At 40.0% G+C, this 18919-nt stretch carries 21 protein-coding genes; 7 read left to right on the top strand and 14 right to left on the bottom strand.

What is annotated here, in order from left to right; all coding sequences use genetic code 11:
• Nucleotides 1-36: 36 nt before the first annotated feature.
• Nucleotides 37-1362 carry an MATE family efflux transporter gene (locus RE317_RS05075; RefSeq protein ID WP_005849113.1) on the bottom strand — a complete coding sequence of 442 codons (1326 nt, stop codon included), beginning with the start codon at nt 1360-1362 and terminating at the stop codon, nt 37-39.
• A 158-nt stretch (nt 1363-1520) separates the two neighbouring features.
• Between RE317_RS05075 and RE317_RS05070 the strand changes: the two genes are divergently transcribed.
• Complete coding sequence (locus RE317_RS05070; protein ID WP_303266206.1) at nt 1521-2960, top strand: S41 family peptidase; 1440 nt, start codon at nt 1521-1523, stop codon at nt 2958-2960.
• On the opposite strand, the gene RE317_RS05065 is transcribed toward RE317_RS05070, so the two are convergent.
• The 3 genes from RE317_RS05065 to RE317_RS05055 are packed head-to-tail and all read right to left on the bottom strand — an operon-like array spanning nt 2957 to nt 4447.
• Entirely contained in the window at nt 2957-3724 is a 768-nt protein-coding gene (locus RE317_RS05065) for a biotin--[acetyl-CoA-carboxylase] ligase (protein ID WP_008669371.1), read from the bottom strand. The two genes, RE317_RS05070 and RE317_RS05065, sit on opposite strands and share 4 nt — an antisense overlap.
• Nucleotides 3708-4064 carry an MmcQ/YjbR family DNA-binding protein gene (locus RE317_RS05060; protein WP_005849107.1) on the bottom strand — a complete coding sequence of 119 codons (357 nt, stop codon included), beginning with the start codon at nt 4062-4064 and terminating at the stop codon, nt 3708-3710. The genes RE317_RS05065 and RE317_RS05060 overlap by 17 nt, the downstream gene beginning before the upstream one ends.
• Before the next feature lie 17 nt (nt 4065-4081).
• Nucleotides 4082-4447, bottom strand: coding sequence for a YraN family protein (locus tag RE317_RS05055; RefSeq protein WP_005839876.1), 366 nt, complete (start codon nt 4445-4447; stop codon nt 4082-4084).
• Between the two features lie 75 nt (nt 4448-4522).
• Between RE317_RS05055 and RE317_RS05050 the strand changes: the two genes are divergently transcribed.
• On the top strand, nt 4523-4756 hold the full coding sequence (locus RE317_RS05050; protein ID WP_008674910.1) for a hypothetical protein: 234 nt from the start codon (nt 4523-4525) through the stop codon (nt 4754-4756).
• Nucleotide 4757: 1 nt separating this feature from the next.
• The gene (locus RE317_RS05045; RefSeq protein ID WP_117873569.1) at nt 4758-5192 is read left to right on the top strand and encodes a nucleoside deaminase; all 435 of its coding nucleotides are present in this window, start codon (nt 4758-4760) and stop codon (nt 5190-5192) included.
• Nucleotides 5193-5195: 3 nt separating this feature from the next.
• Here the strand turns inward: RE317_RS05045 and RE317_RS05040 are convergent, their stop codons facing one another.
• Genes RE317_RS05040 through RE317_RS05030 form a run of 3 tightly spaced genes read right to left on the bottom strand, consistent with a single transcriptional unit; the run spans nt 5196 to nt 6956 of the window.
• Nucleotides 5196-5498 carry a DUF4834 family protein gene (locus RE317_RS05040; RefSeq protein ID WP_016270938.1) on the bottom strand — a complete coding sequence of 101 codons (303 nt, stop codon included), beginning with the start codon at nt 5496-5498 and terminating at the stop codon, nt 5196-5198.
• 52 nt (nt 5499-5550) lie between these two features.
• Nucleotides 5551-6258, bottom strand: a complete 708-nt coding sequence (locus RE317_RS05035) for a phosphatidylcholine/phosphatidylserine synthase (protein ID WP_005839882.1) — start codon at nt 6256-6258, stop codon at nt 5551-5553.
• A gap of 11 nt (nt 6259-6269) precedes the next feature.
• The gene (locus RE317_RS05030) at nt 6270-6956 is read right to left on the bottom strand and encodes a phosphatidylserine decarboxylase family protein (RefSeq protein ID WP_005849101.1); all 687 of its coding nucleotides are present in this window, start codon (nt 6954-6956) and stop codon (nt 6270-6272) included.
• Nucleotides 6957-7147: 191 nt separating this feature from the next.
• Between RE317_RS05030 and dnaE the strand changes: the two genes are divergently transcribed.
• The 4 genes from dnaE (at nt 7148) to RE317_RS05010 (ending at nt 13411) form a co-directional block, all read left to right on the top strand.
• Complete coding sequence (gene dnaE, locus RE317_RS05025; RefSeq protein WP_005839888.1) at nt 7148-10945, top strand: DNA polymerase III subunit alpha; 3798 nt, start codon at nt 7148-7150, stop codon at nt 10943-10945.
• A gap of 41 nt (nt 10946-10986) precedes the next feature.
• Complete coding sequence (gene trxA, locus RE317_RS05020; RefSeq protein ID WP_005839896.1) at nt 10987-11301, top strand: thioredoxin; 315 nt, start codon at nt 10987-10989, stop codon at nt 11299-11301.
• Between the two features lie 35 nt (nt 11302-11336).
• Complete coding sequence (locus RE317_RS05015; protein WP_005839898.1) at nt 11337-11672, top strand: hypothetical protein; 336 nt, start codon at nt 11337-11339, stop codon at nt 11670-11672.
• A 179-nt stretch (nt 11673-11851) separates the two neighbouring features.
• Nucleotides 11852-13411 (top strand): plasmid pRiA4b ORF-3 family protein, encoded by a 1560-nt coding sequence (locus tag RE317_RS05010; RefSeq protein WP_005839900.1) that lies wholly within the window; start codon nt 11852-11854, stop codon nt 13409-13411.
• A gap of 114 nt (nt 13412-13525) precedes the next feature.
• On the opposite strand, the gene RE317_RS05005 is transcribed toward RE317_RS05010, so the two are convergent.
• From RE317_RS05005 to gpmA, 7 genes are all read right to left on the bottom strand, one after another.
• Nucleotides 13526-13747: an immunity 17 family protein gene (locus RE317_RS05005; RefSeq protein WP_008656251.1), complete on the bottom strand. Its 222-nt coding sequence runs from the start codon at nt 13745-13747 to the stop codon at nt 13526-13528.
• A 61-nt stretch (nt 13748-13808) separates the two neighbouring features.
• Entirely contained in the window at nt 13809-14237 is a 429-nt protein-coding gene (gene tsaE / locus RE317_RS05000) for a tRNA (adenosine(37)-N6)-threonylcarbamoyltransferase complex ATPase subunit type 1 TsaE (protein ID WP_005849089.1), read from the bottom strand.
• On the bottom strand, nt 14221-15072 hold the full coding sequence (locus RE317_RS04995) for a metal ABC transporter permease (protein WP_005839906.1): 852 nt from the start codon (nt 15070-15072) through the stop codon (nt 14221-14223). The genes tsaE and RE317_RS04995 overlap by 17 nt, the downstream gene beginning before the upstream one ends.
• Before the next feature lie 52 nt (nt 15073-15124).
• Entirely contained in the window at nt 15125-15544 is a 420-nt protein-coding gene (locus tag RE317_RS04990) for a hypothetical protein (protein WP_005839908.1), read from the bottom strand.
• Between the two features lie 4 nt (nt 15545-15548).
• Nucleotides 15549-16778: a 3-phosphoshikimate 1-carboxyvinyltransferase gene (locus RE317_RS04985; protein WP_171030725.1), complete on the bottom strand. Its 1230-nt coding sequence runs from the start codon at nt 16776-16778 to the stop codon at nt 15549-15551.
• 158 nt (nt 16779-16936) lie between these two features.
• Complete coding sequence (locus RE317_RS04980; protein WP_008669360.1) at nt 16937-17989, bottom strand: class I fructose-bisphosphate aldolase; 1053 nt, start codon at nt 17987-17989, stop codon at nt 16937-16939.
• A gap of 151 nt (nt 17990-18140) precedes the next feature.
• The gene (gene gpmA / locus RE317_RS04975; RefSeq protein ID WP_008669359.1) at nt 18141-18902 is read right to left on the bottom strand and encodes a 2,3-diphosphoglycerate-dependent phosphoglycerate mutase; all 762 of its coding nucleotides are present in this window, start codon (nt 18900-18902) and stop codon (nt 18141-18143) included.
• Nucleotides 18903-18919: the final 17 nt, after the last annotated feature.

Genomic DNA, 18919 nt, shown 5'->3' with positions numbered 1-18919 from the left:
TGGTTTGTCTTTTAGTTTTTTGCAAAGATAAAAATATTAATCTTTTTTACTTGTTTTATATCCTAAAATATTTCTTCCCATGACTCCTTGCATTACTCCGCGAAGTAGAAGATAGGTAATGAATGCCATCCATAAAGCGTGATTGCCCATTGCCCCCCGGAAACCATAGTAAATAAGAAAGAAACTGACAGAGGCTACTATCATGGCTTTCAGCATCAGATGGGTGGCTGTCGCACCGATGAATATTCCATCGAACAAAAAAGCAGAGAAGCCTGCCAAAGGAATGGCAAGTACCCAATAAAAATAACTTTCGGAAGCATGAATGACAGTTGTTTCGTCAGTCAGTAATCCGAGAAAGGATTGTCCCCCTATACTATATAATAAGGTGAAAGCAAGCGATAATCCTACTCCCCAGCCGAATAGTTGGCGAACCGTCGTGTGGAGTGCTTTCTGATTATTGGCTCCGATATATCTTCCTGCCAATGCTTCTCCGGCGTATGCGAAGCCGTCCATAATGTAGGAGAATAAAGTGAATAATTGCATAAGTAATGTATTGACCGCCAACACCACTTCTCCTTGTGCCGCACCAGCCGAGGTGAAAAAGACAGTAACCGCCACCAGGCAGATGGTACGGAAAAAGATATCCCTGTTTACTTGGAAGAAACGGTACATGGCCTGTTTGTCAAAGAAGGAATGCCATTCTATGCGTTTCCGCAGGGTGCTGTAGTAGCGTAACCACAACAAATATGCCATGACTAGCCCGGCATATTGTGCAGTTAACGTTCCGATGGCGACACCTTCTATTTTCATTCCTAATCCATATACAAGAAGAAGACTGACCGCAATGTTCACTATATTTTGTGTGATGGCTATATACATGGGGAAACGGGAATTTTGCATACCGATATACCAGCCGGCAAAACTGTAAAGCCCTAATACAGCCGGTGCTCCCCAAATACAGATATAGAAATAGAGGGACGCCAGATGTTCTACTTCTTCAGTCGTTTGGATAAAGGTGAAGGCGGTTCTTTCTATAGGATATTGCAAGGCTAGCAAAGTAAATGCAATGAATAATCCTACTCCGACGGAACGGAGTAGTAACCGGGTGACTTCATTCAGGTCGTGCCTGCCGTATGCTTGTGAAGTCATGCCGCTGGTGCCCATACGCAGAAAACCGAAAATCCAGTAGATGATGTTGAAAAGCATTCCGCCTACAGCTATCGCTCCGATGTAGGCGGCAGAGCCCAAATGACCTACAATAGTAACATCAATCAAGCCCAACAGAGGAACTGTAATGTTTGAAACGATAGAAGGGATGGCTATTTGAAGTATTTTTTTGTTTCCGTTATTAAGTTGAATCATGAGTGTAGATTGATAGAGATGGATACAAAGGTACTCTCTTTCTCATAAATAACCAATGAAAATTTAAATTTGAATTGAAAATAGTTGTTGTTTAAGATGATATATCATTGGAATATAGATATATTTGCGGTTATTAAAATGATCAAAACAGGAGAATTATGAAAGAGAATTTTCAAATCCATATTTGGTTGGGCTTATTGTTATGTCTGTTAGGCATGTCATGTTCGGATGATACTCCGGCTAAAGGAGATGACCCGGGAAATGGTAACACGGAGTTGGAAGTCAATGAGTGGATAGAGAGTGTCATGCGCAGTGATTATTTGTGGAATAACGACATTCCTGCTCAAAATAAGTTGGATTTCTCTGCTGATCCCCAAACATTCTTTAGATCTATGCTCAGTTTGAAAGATGGAAAGACGAGAAACGGAAAGCATCTTTATTATTATTCTTATATGGAGAAGAATAAAGATTATAAAGCACGTACCAGCATTGATGCGGATGATACTTATGGTATGGAGTTTACTTTATTTAATGTTGTAAACGATAGTAATCAACCTTTAGGATATTATTATGCCCGTATTCTGTATGTTCTTCCTAATAGTCCGGCATCAAGTGCAGGTTTGGAAAGAGGGGATTGGATCGTGGGTGTTAAAGGAAAAAATAATATTAATTCCGATAATTATGGAATCTTATTAAATGGAGATAGGACTCAATGGCTCGTCAAACGTGGCGATACAGAGGTCAGAACTATTGATATAGAAGCTTCCCGGGCCGTGGAGGACAATCCCTTGTTCTATCACAATGTATATACTCGGGGAGATAAGAAGATAGGGTATTTGGTTTATAATCATTTTACTTCCGGACCGAATGGATATTCGGATCGTACCTATGATGAGGAAATGAAGAAGATATTCGCCGGATTTCAGGCGCAAGGTGTGAATGAATTTGTGCTGGACTTGCGCTATAATGGAGGTGGATATGAGAATTCTGCTAATATGCTCGCAGGACTCCTCATTCCAGAAGCTTCTCGAAAAAAGGTGTTTGCTGTTTTCTCTGACAATAAGGGACAATCCTATTCCAATGATTTTTGTGTGGAAACGAAAGGAACGGCAGGTTACTTGAAACTTAATTCCAATCGAATTTATATATTGACAAGCCAAAGTACGGCTTCTTCTTCGGAAGTCGTTATTAACAGCCTCAACCCATTTATGGATGTTATCCTTATTGGCGAATTGACAGAAGGAAAAAATGTAGGAATGGAGATGCAGAAAAATGATAAATATGAATGGATGTATTGGCCTATTACATTGAGAGTGACTAATGCGGTGAATTATGACTACAGTGCCGGTTTTAAACCGGATATAGAATGGAACGAGTATGATTTGACTCAAAATCCGACGGACGCTTTATTACCATTGGGTGATCCGGATGAATTCATGCGGGGTAAAGCCATCTCCTTGATCACAGGAATAAACCGGTCAGCCAGAGGCATGAATACGTTATCTAAATCGATTATGAGGGGGGAATCTGTGTATCAATCGACAGAACGTCATGCCACTGGAGGAATGTTGATGGTTCCTGAAGGGAAGGACAACTAAAGGATATATTTAACTTCTTTGAAAGCATATTTTCTAAGAGAACCGTTTTTATCTTTCAGAATCAAATGTCCGTCGGGCTCCACACGGATCAGTTTGGCAGTAAACTCTCCTTTTGCATCGCAATAGGGGTGATAACCTTCCTTGCGGTATTGTGCTTTCAGGTAGCATTCCTGAATTTTGGTAATGATATCGGTTTCTCTGTTTTCTATCCGGGAATAGAGATCTATGATATGTTCCAATACGCAGTTCAGAACTTCCATTCTGTCTGTTTCCTTTTGAGTAATTTGTCTTAATGAAACAGGGTTGGGAGCAGATGAATGAAATTCTTCCTGGTTAATATTGATCCCTATCCCAATAATGCTCTGTGAAATTTGGCTTCCTGTTAAATCATTTTCAATCAATATGCCGGCTATTTTTTTGTCTTTCCAATAGATATCATTGGGCCATTTTATTTGCAGGCAATCTGCATGGACATAATGGGCCAATGCGGTACAAATGGCAGAAGCTACCGCCATAGATAAAATGAACTGACTGGCGGGAGCGATTGTTTGGGGGTAAAATACAGTGCTGAATGTCAGATTCTTGCCATATTCTGATTCCCATGAATTTCCACGTTGCCCTTTTCCGGCGGTTTGATATTCTGCCATAAGCGTGGTGAATTCCTTGATTTCTTTTTCCTGACAAAGTTCTGCAAGTCGGTCATTTGTTGAGGTTACGGTTTCTTCTTTTAAGATTTTGCTTGACCAGTTAGGGGATCTCATCATATTCTTTTTTAAGTTTACGGGTGAATTTTTTGATAACCTCTTCGTATGAGTGGTCTATCAGTGATAAAATAAGTTTGTCGTCAATGTCACCTTGTAAGGATACTTGGTTCCAATATTTCTTATTGAAGTGATAGGCTCCTTCAATGCCGGAATGATGTTCTCTTAATTCCAAGGCATATTCGGGTGCACATTTTAAAGATAGCCATTCCGGGTTGTCCAATCCGATACAGGCATACATTTTCCCCATGACTTTGAATACTAAGGTGACATTGTCAAAAGGGAATTCTTCTGTTGTTCCTTTCTTTCTGATACAGTAATCGCGTATTGTTTCTATGTCCATATATAATATATATATTTTTACCAAATCGGAGGATAAAAGGCTTCTTCAATATGCTCTATAGTGAAAGGAGTCTTTTCGCCCACTAAGGTGATGATATCAAAACGTACAGGTAAATCTACTGAGAACTTGCGCAAGTATGCATCAGTTGAAGCTATAATTCTGCGAATCTTCTTATCTGTTACTGCATCTTCCGGATTACCGAATCTAGTATTCTTGCGGGTCTTTACCTCTATAACAATTAGTTCGTTCCGATATTCGGCAACAATATCCAGTTCTTTTTTTCCGCAATGCCAGTTCCGGTGGCGGATAGAATATCCTTTATCTATGAGATATGCAGCGGCCTCTTCTTCTCCCTCTTTGCCAAATTCGTTGTGTTCTGCCATTCTGTTTCTTTTTGTACAAAAATACTCTTTTTTATGCTTTGTATTTACAGAAGTAAAGCTAATTTTGCAGAGAATATGGCAAACAACGTAAAAAAGAGAGTAAAAGTACCGGCATCAACCCCTAAACGCAAGCAGCGTATGGTATGTTTGATGAGTGAAGAGGAGGTACGGATTGTGGATTGTTATCTTAAAAAGTATAAGATAACCAATAAGGCGCGTTGGTTACGCGAAACAGTATTGACTTTTATCCATCAGAAGATGGAAGAGGATTATCCTACATTGTTTAATGAACATGATATGAGAAGATAAGATGGCAGATGATACCTATTATATGAAACAAGCCTTGATGGAGGCTGTAAAAGCGGCTGAACAAGGAGAAGTTCCGGTGGGGGCGGTGGTAGTCTGTCGTGACCGCATCATTGGTCGTGGGCATAATTTGACAGAAACATTGAATGATGTTACAGCTCATGCCGAAATGCAGGCTATCACAGCTGCGGCTAATACCTTGGGCGGGAAATACCTGAATGAATGTACTTTGTATGTCACTGTGGAACCGTGTGTGATGTGTGCCGGTGCCATAGCCTGGGCACAGACAGGAAAACTTGTCTTTGGTGCTGAAGATCCCAAAAGGGGATATCAAAAATATGCCCCCGATGCCTTGCATCCAAAGACGATCGTGGTGAAAGGAATACTCGCTGATGAATGTGCCCGATTGATGAAAGATTTCTTTAAGAAAAAACGATAATTCTTATTTCACCTCTTCATAATCTACATACTCTCCCTCATCGTCATCAAAGATTTTTTTTCTGTTTCCCGATGAATGAGAATGTCTATTTGAAGAAGATGAAGAGAATTCTGCAAAGTTTTCATTCTCGTCATTCGTTTGAGTCTGGGTATATGTATTTTGTTTTTGGTGGGTAGATGTTCGATTCTGGTAGGGGGGATGTTTGCCGATCCCGAACAATACACGCAGAATGTTGCCTAATATAGTGAAGCCGATAAAAATAATCAGCAGAAAAATAATAAGTAGAAAGCCTAAAAATCCAAACATAGTAATTTCTTTTTTTATATACCACGTACAACAAGCGTGCCACGTTTATTGTTTACGCTCTTTTTTTAGTTAAAAGAGATAGAATGATATACCACAGGATGATAGCTGCAAAACTGCTGATTTTGAAGAAAGCCAACAGGGGAATACATACAATGAGGAAAATATAGCTGACTTTGTTCTGTTTCCAGGCAAGACTCTTGAATTTTAATGAGAACATTGGAATTTCTGCCACCAGCAATAATGACATAATAACTACCAAGATGAAAAGATATGCCGCATTAAAAGAATCGGATATAAGAAAAGAATGTGCTCCTACAGTCAATGACCCCCAAAATAAAGCATTAGCCGGAGTGGGCATACCGATGAAACTACTGCTCTGGCGTGGGTCAATATTGAACTTGCCTAAACGCAAAGCTGAAAATACGGAAATAAGGAATGCGGTATAAGGCATATAATCGGCAACAGGCAATAGAAAATCAGGATAGTGTACCTCTTTAAATAAAGAAAAGACAATGGCGGAAGGAGCGAACCCAAAAGTGATGTCATCGGCCAACGAGTCTAATTCTTTTCCTAAAGGCCCTGATACTTTGAACAAACGTGCCAACATGCCATCAAAGAAATCAAATACAGCGCCTAGTATAATGAAAGAGATGGCCAAGGTATAGTTTTCGTTAAAAGCCATGACACTGGCAATACAGCCGGAGAATAAATTACAGCAAGTTACCGCGTTAGGAATGTGGCGTGTGATACAGTTTGCCATTGGTGATTTTCTTATTTTAGTTTAGCAATGACGGTTTCGTTACCTACAGTCGCTTGTCCCATCTTGACACAGACTTCGGTTCCTAGTGGGAGATAAACATCTACACGCGAACCGAATTTAATAAACCCCATGTGTTCATCAATGTAGCAATCTTCTCCTACTTCGGCATAGGTCACGATTCGACGGGCTATTGCTCCTGCTATCTGGCGCGCCATGACAGTATGTCCTTCAGGAGTTTCAATAACGACCATAGAACGTTCATTTTCCGTACTGGCTTTAGGCAGCCATGCTTTCATAAATTTACCGTTATGATGGTCTACATGTTTCACTACTCCGTCTACGGGATACCAATTGGCATGTACATTGACAATGCTCATAAAAATAGAAATCATTAACCGGCGGTCATGAAAATATTCATGTTCATCTACTTCTTCTATAACTACTATTCTTCCGTCTGCCGGGGCTACTACGATTTTTTCAGTGTCGTGCTCGAATAATCGAATGGGACAACGGAAAAAGTTAACCATTAACAGGTAAACAACGATACTTGCGGTGGCAAATATATAAAATGGAATTTTGCACTCAATTCCCCAAAACAATAGGGCATTGATACCAATTAACAGGATGGCACTGACAATTAAGATGCTTGTTCCCTCTCTATGTAGTCTTATTTTCTTTAATTTCTTCAGTCGGTTCATGATTGTATAAAACCAATTATCGTGCAAAAATAAACTTATTTTGAAAACCTTGCAAATAAAAGTTGTTAGAAATGCCTATTTCGACTTCATTTAAGATAAAAAAAGCGAATGTTGATAACTTCTTCTTTATCTTTTTGCAGGTTTTATGAAAGCAGAGTATCTTTAGACAATTTTTTAGTAGAGTAACGATTATGCAGGATTTTGTCCATTTACATGTCCATACCCAGTATTCCATCCTTGATGGCCAGGCGTCTATTCCACGTTTGGTAGACAAGGCTATGGCTGATGGAATGAAAGGTATAGCCGTAACAGACCATGGTGATATGTTCGGTATCAAGGAATTCTTCAACTATGTAAATAAGAAGAATAGCAGTACTAACAGTGAGATAAAGGATTTGAAGAAAAGAATAGCCGGACTGGAAAAAGGTACGGTGGAATGTGATAATCCCGAGACGGAACTTGTGGCATGCAAGGAAAAATTGGAAACGGCAAAGAAGAAACTGTTTAAACCGATTTTCGGTTGTGAGATGTATGTGGCGCGCCGTCGTTTATTCAACAAAGAAGGAAAACCCGATCAAAGTGGTTATCACTTGGTTGTGCTTGCTAAAAATGAAAAAGGATACCACAACCTCATAAAATTAGTATCAAAGGCATGGACGGAAGGGTTCTATATGCGTCCGCGTACTGACCGTGTGGAATTGGAAAAATACCATGAAGGGTTGATTGTCTGTACTGCGTGTATTGCCGGAGAGGTTCCTAGAAATATCATAGCTGGAAAATATGAAGAGGCTGAGGAAGCTATCCAATGGTATAAACGTGTATTCGGAGATGATTTCTATTTGGAATTGCAACGTCATAAAGCGACGGTTCCTCGTGCGAACCATGAAGCTTATAAATTGCAGCAAATTGCTAACGAAAAGCTGATAGAGTATTCTAAAAAATTCAATGTCAAGCTGGTTTGTACCAATGACGTTCACTTTGTAGATGAAGAGAATGCTGAAGCACACGACAGGCTGATCTGTCTGAGTACAGGTAAGGATTTGGATGATCCTAACCGTATGCTCTATTCAAAGCAAGAGTGGATGAAGACACGTGCCGAGATGAATGAAGTTTTCGCTGATGTTCCCGAGGCTCTTTCAAATACGGTGGATATTTGTGATCAGGTGGAATTTTATAGTATAGATCATGCACCGATTATGCCTACTTTTGCTATTCCTGAAGATTTTGGAACAGAAGAGGGATATCGGAAGAAATATACAGAAAAGGACTTGTTTGATGAGTTCACTCAAGATGAAAACGGTAACGTGGTAATGAGTGAGGAGGCCGCTAAGGCCAAAATAGAGAAACTGGGTGGCTATGACAAACTCTATCGTATTAAACTGGAAGCTGATTATCTGAAGAAATTAGCGTTGGAAGGTGCGCATAAGCGTTATGGAGAAGTATTGAGTGAGGAAGTGCAGGAACGGATCAAATTCGAACTTCATATTATGAAGACGATGGGTTTTCCCGGTTACTTCTTGATTGTGCAGGATTTTATTCGTGCCGCGCGTGAAGAATTGGATGTGTCTGTGGGACCGGGACGTGGATCAGCGGCAGGTTCTGCCGTAGCATATTGTTTGGGTATCACTAAAATAGACCCTATTGCATACGATTTGCTGTTCGAACGTTTCCTGAATCCCGACCGTATTTCTTTGCCTGATATTGATGTGGATTTTGATGATGATGGTCGTGGACGAGTACTGAATTGGGTAACTGAAAAATATGGTCAGGAAAAGGTGGCGCATATCATTACATACGGTACGATGGCAACCAAGCTGGCAATCAAGGATGTAGCCCGTGTACAGAAATTACCTTTATCGGAGTCCGACCGTTTGTGTAAGTTGGTTCCGGATAAGATTCCTGATAAAAAAATGAATTTGCCTAATGCCATAGCTTATGTTCCCGAACTACAGGCAGCGGAAGTCTCACCCGATCCTATTTTGCGTGATACGATAAAGTATGCAAAGATGTTGGAGGGGAATGTCCGTAATACAGGTGTGCATGCGTGCGGTACTATTATATGTCGAGATGATATAACGGACTGGGTGCCTGTAAGTACGGCAGATGATAAGGAAACCGGTGAAAAAATGCTGGTGACCCAGTATGAAGGTTCAGTTATTGAAGATACTGGATTGATCAAGATGGACTTTTTGGGTCTGAAGACCCTTTCTATTATCAAAGAGGCGATTGAAAATATCAAGCATAGTAAGGGGATTATCTTGGATATTGACGAGGTTGACATTTCGGATCCTCCTACTTATGCTCTTTATAGTGAAGGACGGACGATTGGTACATTCCAGTTCGAATCTGCCGGTATGCAGAAATATTTGCGGGAATTGGAACCTAGCACTTTTGAGGATTTGATTGCGATGAATGCTCTTTATCGTCCGGGACCTATGGATTACATTCCGGACTTTATCGACCGTAAGCATGGCCGTAAGCCTATTGAGTATGATATTCCTATTATGGAGAAATATTTGAAAGATACATATGGTATTACGGTATATCAGGAGCAGGTCATGCTTTTGTCACGTTTGCTGGCGGATTTTACTCGTGGCGAATCCGATGCCTTGCGTAAAGCAATGGGTAAAAAACTGAGGGACAAACTAGACCATATGAAGCCTAAGTTTATTGAAGGCGGACGGAAGAACGGTCATGATCCCAAAGTACTTGAGAAGATTTGGACGGACTGGGAAAAGTTCGCTTCTTATGCATTCAATAAATCTCATGCTACTTGTTATTCGTGGGTGGCTTATCAGACAGCTTTTCTGAAAGCAAACTATCCGGCGGAATATATGGCGGCTACGATGAGCCGGAATATTTCGAATATCACGGAAATTACTAAATTGATGGACGAGAGTAAGGCGACTGGTATCATGACCAAGGGACCTGATGTGAATGAAAGTTATCTGAAGTTTTCTGTGAATCGTAAAGGGGATATCCGTTTTGGACTGGGAGCCATTAAGGGAGTGGGGGAAAGTGCTGTGCAGTCTATCCTTGAAGAACGTGAGAGAAATGGAGAATATAAAGATATTTTCGATTTTGTACAGCGTGTAAATCTTTCGGCTTGCAATCGTAAGAATATAGAAAACTTGGCTTTGGCAGGTGCTTTTGATAGTTTCACAGGAATAAAGCGTGAAGATTTCTTTGTAAAGAACGCTAAAGATGAAACCTTTACCGAAGTTTTGGTACGTTATGGGAATAAGTATCAGATGGATAAAGCCGCAGCTGCAAATTCTTTGTTTGGAGGTGAGAATCAGGTGGATATTGCTACTCCCGAAATCATTCCGTCTCCTGCATGGGGGGATTTGGAACGTTTGAATAAGGAACGTGATTTGGTAGGTATCTATCTTTCTGCCCATCCGTTGGATGAGTATGCTGTTATATTAGAGAATGTATGCAATGTCCACATGGCGGAACTTGCCGATTTAACCCCTTTGCAGAACAGAGACTTAACCATGGGAGGGATTGTGACTGCAGTGCGTGAGGGGTATACCAAGACGGGAAAACCATACGGTATTGCTAAAGTGGAAGATTATTCGGGCTCAGCAGAATTTGCTTTCTTCGGTAATGAATGGGTAGAGAAGAAGAACTTTTTTATGACCGGTATGTTTTTATTTATGCGAGGGAAATGTCAGCCAAAACAATGGCGACAGGAAGAATGGGAGGTGAAGATAAGTACTATTGAGTTGTTACCGGAAGTAAAGGAAAAGATTATTGAGAAACTTACAGTTTCAGCTCCTTTGTCTGCATTGGATGAAGAGCTGATAACGGAGTTTTCAGCCTTAATCAAGGCACATCCCGGTAATGCAGAGCTTTATTTTCATGTGATGGATGAGGATGGGCAAATGTATGTCAATCTGATGTCACGTACTATGAAAATTTCAGTTCAAAAAGAGATCATGACTTATTTAAAGAGCCAACCACAGCTCTCTTACAAAATTAATTAGTATATTTGCGCTAACATTTTAAATAACTAAGTATAATAATTATGGCACTAGAAATTAAAGATAGCAATTTTGAAGAATTGCTGGCATCAGGCAAGCCTGTAGTAGTGGACTTTTGGGCAACATGGTGTGGTCCTTGTAAAAAAATAGCTCCGGATGTTGAAGCTTTGGCAGAAGAATATAAGGATCAGGTAATAATTGGAAAGTGCGACGTGGATGATAACGACGAACTGACCGGTAAATTTGGTGTACGTAACATTCCTACTGTTCTTTTTATCAAGGACGGTGAAGTGAAAGATAAGACTGTAGGTGCAGTGACCAAAGCTCAGCTGGAAGAAAAAATAAAAGCTTTACTGTAATAAAAAGAATATTCACCCCTTTAATATATACGACTATGGGAATGGAAGACGATTTCTTATTGGAAGATGAGGATGATCAAAAAACGATAGAGTTTATCAAAAATTATCTGCCTCAGGATTTGAAAGATAAATTCACGGAGGATGATTTATATTATATCCTTGATGTGATTGTGGATTACTATACCTCCAGCGGATGCCTTGATGTACAACCTGATGAAGAGGGATACATTAACATTGATCAAGATGAAATTGTGAATTACATAGTCAAGGAAGCCAAGAAAGACGGAATGGGGCCTTATGACCCCGATGATGTATTCTTTGTAGTCCAAGGGGAAATGGAATATGGGAATTCATTGGGACAAGTGGATTAAGAAGAAAGTCTCATAATAAAATAAAAGATGCGTATCTCTATGTAGGGGATGCGCATTTTTTTATACTTGAAAACAAGGTAGTATCTACTATTAGCTCTCTTATTTCTTTTGTAAAAGAAAATAATAGAATACCTTTGTAAAAACACTCATGCTCATTTTAACTATAAAAACATTGCTTAATGGCTAAAAAGAAAAATTCCCAATTCCTGCCTGGTCTTTTGGAGGATATCATGTCTTTATTGACCCCGGAAGAACAAGAAATTGCATTTGAATTGTTTAATGATGGAGCGAATCAGGTAGATGAAGAACTGTCTCATATTTATTATCATCATCAGTGTCCCGATTATAGATTGATTGCGCAGCCGATCGCATCTTATCTGATGCCTTTGTGGACGATGGATGATATGAGTAGTCTGTCACCGGCTGAAATCTACTCTTCTTGTGCTGTTATTCCACAAGAAACATTGGAACGAGATCTCCGCAATTTTATCTTTAATATCTTTGTCGTATATCGGAAAATGCCCGAAAAATGTTATTCATATAGAATGTGGTATGCATTAGGAATAATGGAGCATTTTCGTATGGAACATTGTTTGGATATTGTTTTGGAAGTGCTGCGGCAGGATTTGGATTTTTATGATTTTTATTTCGGTTATTTGTATGAAACAATGTTGTCTGCCATTACCTATCAATTGGGACAGAATCAATTAGATGTTTTGATGGACTTTATGAAAGAGCCCGGACTGCTTCCTATGTCTAAATATAGAGTGATTGAAGCTGTTGCTCATATTGTGATAACTCATCCTGACAGAAGAGAGGAAGTGATGGATTGGTTTGGTAATTTGTTGAGTTATTATTTTGATGTACTGAAAGAGCAGAAGAATGATATTTGTTCTACTTTGCTGCTTGATCATGTTACAGCTTGCATGATGGATATTCGCGGGGTAGAAACTTTACCTATTTTGCAAAAGATTTATCGGACTTATCATATTAAACCTTATGGTATTCCAAGTATTAATGAACTAAAGAAAAAAATGCCTTATGCGGAAATGCATGGGTTGGAAATGGAACGGGTAGAGGATTATTTAGTTGAAGTTTTCGAGGTTGCTACTGACGAGGAAGAAGATGAGGAGATTTATGATGATCCGCTTTATATGGAGGATCAGCCTGCTAAAAAATTTAGAATAAAAATAGAGTTGAAAGACTCTGAACCATTAGTCTGGCGCATATTGGAGGTTCCTTCGAATATTTGTTTGGAAAGATTTTCTGAGGTGGTAGAAGTGGCAATGGGATGGGATGGTTATCATTTGCATCGTTTTATTAAGGGGAACACTTATTATCTTCCTCCCAAAGATCGGGCAGATGATTGTTTTTTTGAAGGTGTACCCAAACAGTTTGATTCCGGTATGCTTTCTTTAGGTGAATTATTAAGTCGTAAGGGATCAAAAATTAAGTATGAATATGATTTCGGTGATAGTTGGATACATGAAATTATATTAGAATCCTGCCAGTCCTATAAGAAAGAGGAAATTCCGGTTATAGCCTTGTTGGATGGTGAAAATGCTTGTCCGCCAGAAGATTGTAATGGCATATGGGGGTATAGGAAAATGCTGAAAGCTTTAGAAAAGCCTCGCTCTAAAGCTGCGCGTGAATATAAAGAATGGTTGGGGTATAATTTTGATCCTACTGAATTTGATCTTGATGAAACTAGGGGGCTGTTGGCTGAAATTGTAGATTGATTTGGATTTTTGTTATAACAGGGGGCGGGTGGAAATCCTGCTCTTTCCTAAAAAACTTGTTTTATGTCTGTGGATAGGGGAATGTAATATCCACAGATTTTGTTCACTATGTGTTTATACGATGCCTTGTACATTCAAAAAGAAATAAATGCCTGTAGCTATCATTAATAGTCCTAATATAGCATAGAAAAGTCGTGCACGCTGACGCCCTGCATTACTGACAATGAACTGTGTGTTGTGTGCGGTAAAGAACCACTCCCAATTAAATAAGGCTGCCAGAACGGACAATAGTCCTACCAATACGAATATGGCTTGGATCAGATAATGCATTCCCATAATTTAATGAATTTGGCTGTAGGGGCAGATTTTGTTCGTCCCTACAGTGAATATTTTTCTTTTATTCAGCTTCAAAGTGCATGATGCGGCTTCCATCTTCAGATTCTTCAATCTCGACTTTTACAGCATTGCCAGGCAAAAGTTCTTCTACCAGTTCCGGCCATTCGATGAAGCAGAGGGCACCGCTATAGAAATAATCCTCATATCCCATGTCGTATACTTCGTCCAGTTTCTTGATACGATAGAAATCAAAATGGTAAATAAGTTCACCGGTTTCATCCGAACGGTATTCGTTGACAATGGCAAAAGTTGGCGAGTTGATGACATCTGTTACCCCCAGCTCTTCGCATACAGCTTTGATAAATGTTGTTTTACCGGCTCCCATCTTTCCGTAGAAAGCAAAAACGGTATTATCACCCATAGCTGCGATGAATTGTTTGGCAGCTTCGTGGATAGAGTCTAAAGAATTGATTTTAATTTCCATATCCATTGGTTTGATTGAGTTTCTTTTGTTTGCAAAGGTACATGCTTTTCCCCATTTTGCAAAAAGTATAGATGAGGATTGAAAAAAAGATTATTGCTGCACCCGAAGGAACTTGTAATTTATAAGAAATGAACAGTCCACCTAAACAACCTGCATAACCGGTGATGACAGACCACCAGATAATTTTCTTGAAACTATGGGTAAACAAATTGGCGGTCATTTGCGGTAAAGTCAGCAGGGAAATGGCAAGTACTATACCTACCATGCGGAGGCATGATACGATGGTCAGTGCGATGAACATCATCAGAATATATTCAAATAAAGCTACCGGTATACGTTGGGAACGGGCGAATTCCCGGTCGAAAGCGATGCAAATGATAGGATTCAGAAATAAAGTGAAGAATAGTGTCAGCAGCACGGAAAGAATGGCAAGTAACAGAATGTCTGTGGGCGTAATGGTCAGAATGTTGCCGAACAGAAAGGCGGATAAATCGGGAGTGAATCCTGGAGCTAGAAAGCTAAAGATAATACCTACTGCCATACCGAAAGTCCAAAACACGGCGATAGCGGAATCTTCGCGCATATCTTTCCGTTTGCTTAACCATTCTACCCCAAAGGAAGAGAGTACGGAGAAGATTGCAGCAGATAATAGAGGGGAGATTCCTGCGTATAATCCTAGGCCGATACCTCCAAAAGAGGCGTGGGTAATTCCTCCACTGATGAATACCAAACGGCGCGTCACAATGTATGTGCCGATAATGCCACAGGCAATGCTGGCAAACAAGCTTCCTAGCAAGGCATGTTGGAAGAAAGTATAATGCAAAAGTTCTAATATATCCATATTTTTTTCAGTGGTTTTTATTCAAATGGAGACTTTGCTTGGTGTAGGCGGATTATTTGAATCTTCGTTCACCTACAATCAGGAAAAGCTCGTCTTTCAACTCGTCCGGCAGTTCTATTCCACGCAATTGCAGGCTACGGCTCCATCCGGCTACTTCATCTTCTTTACAAGTGTACATGATTTCCCGAAATTCTTCCACTTCTTCTTCATTATAACCATTTGAGGGACGGCCGCGAAAGCGGTCCAGTTCCTCGTCATCATAATATTCTATTTTTTTGCTGACAGCGGCAAGCAGGCTTTCTTTTTCACAAATTTCATGTTGCCCACAACATTCAGCGTCTGCTTCCACTATTTCGGGAGCAGCCTTCAATTCTCCGCTTTCTATCTTTTTTTGTATCTGGCGGTTGTGTAAAACTCCCACTGTCATGGCGATACCTGCCAAAATAATCAGACCAATAATAAGTATGAGCATAACTTTATACCTCCTCTATTATAAAACCAGCTTTCTTTAAATCTTCCCAATAGTAAGGATAGGATTTTGAAACGACCTGTGGATTGTTAATCCGGATTTCGGGCATTACTACACAAGCCGGAGCGAATGCCATAGCCATACGGTGGTCCTCATAAGTGTCAATGGCAACATCAGCGGTCATTTCACATCGTTCACCTTCCCAAGACAGAATACGATCATCTGTTTCATGAAGTATATATCCTAGCTTTCCCATTTCTTGTATCAAGGCTGCCATACGGTCTGTTTCTTTAATCTTCAAACTTTGTAAGCCTGAGAAGCGGAAGGGAATATTCATTAACGCACAAGTGACGACAAACGTTTGTGCCAAATCCGGTTGGTTGATGAAATCATAATCCAGCCGTTCGGTTATTTTATCGGTCTTTTTCAATGTTACCGTTTTATTTCCATAAATACTTTCGATTCCTAGTAACTGGAAAATTTCAGCCACTTTACTGTCCCCTTGATAGCTTGTTTCGAATAATCCCGGTAAGATGATTTCCGCTTTGTTGGAAAGAGCGGCTATCTGATACCAATATGAAGCTGCGCTCCAATCACTTTCCACGTAGAAAGGTATGGATTGGTAGGGTTGCGGCTCAACTTTTAGTTGATATTCATTGAGCCATTTGGCTCTAGCACCAAAATCGTTCATCAGCTGCAGGGTAAGGTTGATATAAGGGCGGGATATGATTTCTCCTGTCAGTGTAAGGGTCAGTCCGTTACTTAGTATAGGGGCAATCATCAATAAGGCTGAGATATATTGAGAACTGACATTACCCGGCAGGCTGATGGTATCTTTCTGCAGTTTGTGCCCGGTGATACGCAGAGGAGGATATCCGTCATTGATTATGTATTCAATTTCTGCTCCCAGCTCACGTAAAGCATTGACCAACACCTGGATAGGACGTTGTTGCATACGTTGTGTACCAGTGATGATCCGTGTTCCCGGAGTGACGGACAAATAAGCAGTAAGAAAGCGCATGGCTGTTCCGGCTGCCATAATGTCTATGGTATTTTTGCCGTCATTTAAGGCGTGAATCATTACTTGGGTATCATCGCAGTCAGATAGGTTCTCAAGTTGGAATATTCTATTTCCCAGTGCATTGATTATCAATGCACGGTTGCTGATACTCTTGGAAGAGGGGAGCTGGATAGTTGTATGTATTTGAGCGGGTGCCGTTACTTTTATTTGCATCATACCTTATATAATATAATAATGTGTATCGGATTGCAAAGGTAGGAATATTATCTTAATACTTGAAGGTTGCTACTTAAAAAAGGAGACCGGAGAGTATAAAAAAGCCGGGAACATGGAAAGGTGGTTGTTTTGTTCCCGGCCCGGACATATAGTGAAAGTTAAGCTATAGTGATGCTTGAATCCAAATAAACATCTTGAATGGTATTTAGCAATTCAATTCCGTCTTTCATTGGTTTTTGAAAGGCTTTACGTCCACTTATGAGACCCATACCTCCGGCACGTTTATTGACGATTGCTGTTATTACTGCGTCTTTTAGATCAGAACTGCCATGAGATTCACCTCCAGAGTTGATTAATCCTACACGTCCCATGTATCCATTGGCTACTTGATAGCGACAGAGGTCGATAGGATGTTCTGAAGTCAGTTCGGTATAAACTTTATCATTTGTCTTTCCGAATTTAATGGCTGTAAAACCACCGTTATTGACCGGTAATTTCTGTTTTACAATATCTGCCTTGATAGTAACTCCCAAATGATTGGCTTGTCCGGTCAAATCGGCTGCTGCATGATAATCTACACCGTCTTTTTTAAAAGCATTGTTACGTAAGTAACACCATAAAATAGTAGCCATGCCTAGTTCGTGGGCATATTCAAAAGCTTCCGCTATTTCAACCAGTTGTCTGCGGCTCTGTTCAGAACCGAAATAGATAGTGGCACCTACTGCTACAGCTCCCATATTCCAGGCTTCTTTTACAGTACCAAACATCACTTGGTCGTAAGAATTGGGATAAGTCAATAATTCATTGTGATTTAGTTTGGCAATAAAAGGAATCTTGTGGGCGTATTTGCGGGCAACGGAACCTAATACTCCGAAAGTAGAGGCTATGGCATTACAGCCCCCCTCAATAGCGAGTTTTACAATATTTTCCGGATCAAAGTAAAGTGGATTGGGGGCAAATGAGGCTCCTGCTGTATGTTCTATGCCTTGATCTACAGGAAGAATAGATACATACCCTGTATTTGCAAGTCGCCCGTGTCCTAACAGGGTTTGAATACTGCTCAGGGTACGAATATTGCGGTCTGATGATATCCAAGTATCATCAATGGTGCTTGAAGAAGGGATATGGATTAATGATTTATCTATAGTTCTACAGGTGTGCTCTAAATAAAATGCTGCTTGGTCACCCAATAAATTTGTTATTTTACTCATACTCTTTTTTCTTTAATTGATTAATAATCTTTTATCCATAATGTTTTCTTTCTAGTATAAAAGCGTATGATTGCGCTTGAATGCACTATTGAAAACACTATTTTGATGTATTCTCCATTCTGTGATGGAGGTTTCGGACAGCGCAGGAAAATTATTTCCTGCCACCGGGGGTGGTTTTTCCTTGATCGGCTACAGCTTCCATTAGTTTTTTTATTTTTTCCGGATCTCCCAAAAAGTAGTCTTTCTTCAAATTCAGGTCATTATCAAACTCGAATACATACGGAACAGCAGTAGGTAGATTAAGACCTACAATTTCCTCATCCGGTATATGTTTCAAATATTTAATAATTCCTCTGAGGCTGTTTCCGTGAGCTACTACCAGCAGTTCGTTTGCTGTAGCTAGATTGGGGAAGATGATGCATTTCCAATAAGGTAATATACGTTCTACTGTTTCTTTCAGAGATTCGGTACGTGGAAGATCTTTGTCAGGAACTTCTTTATAACGGGTATCTGTTTTCGGATTGCGCGGATCATCTTCCGGTAGGGCATTGGGGGCTACGTTAAAACTACGGCGCCATATCAAGACTTGTTCTTCTCCGTATTTAGAAGCTGTTTCGCTTTTGTTTAATCCTTGCAATGCGCCATAATGTTTCTCATTTAGGCGCCAACTTTTCTCTACAGGTATCCAGTCTTGATCCATTTTATCTAGGACACAGTTTAATGTTTTGACCGCACGCTTTAAAAAAGAAGTGTAAGCTTTATCAAAATGAAATCCTTTTTCTTTTAAGAGTATACCTGCTTGGTTGGCATCAGCGATACCTTTTTCGGTTAAATCTACATCTGTCCATCCTGTAAAACGGTTGTCTTTGTTCCAAGTACTTTCTCCATGGCGGAGTAATACGATTCTTTTCATTTGTTCTCCTTTCTTTA

The organism is Phocaeicola sp. GP0067, from assembly GCF_031119655.1.
GTDB classification, from domain to species: domain Bacteria; phylum Bacteroidota; class Bacteroidia; order Bacteroidales; family Bacteroidaceae; genus Phocaeicola; species Phocaeicola vulgatus.
Note: the sequence above shows the minus strand (reverse complement) of the source record. Positions and strands in the feature narration are given on the sequence as shown.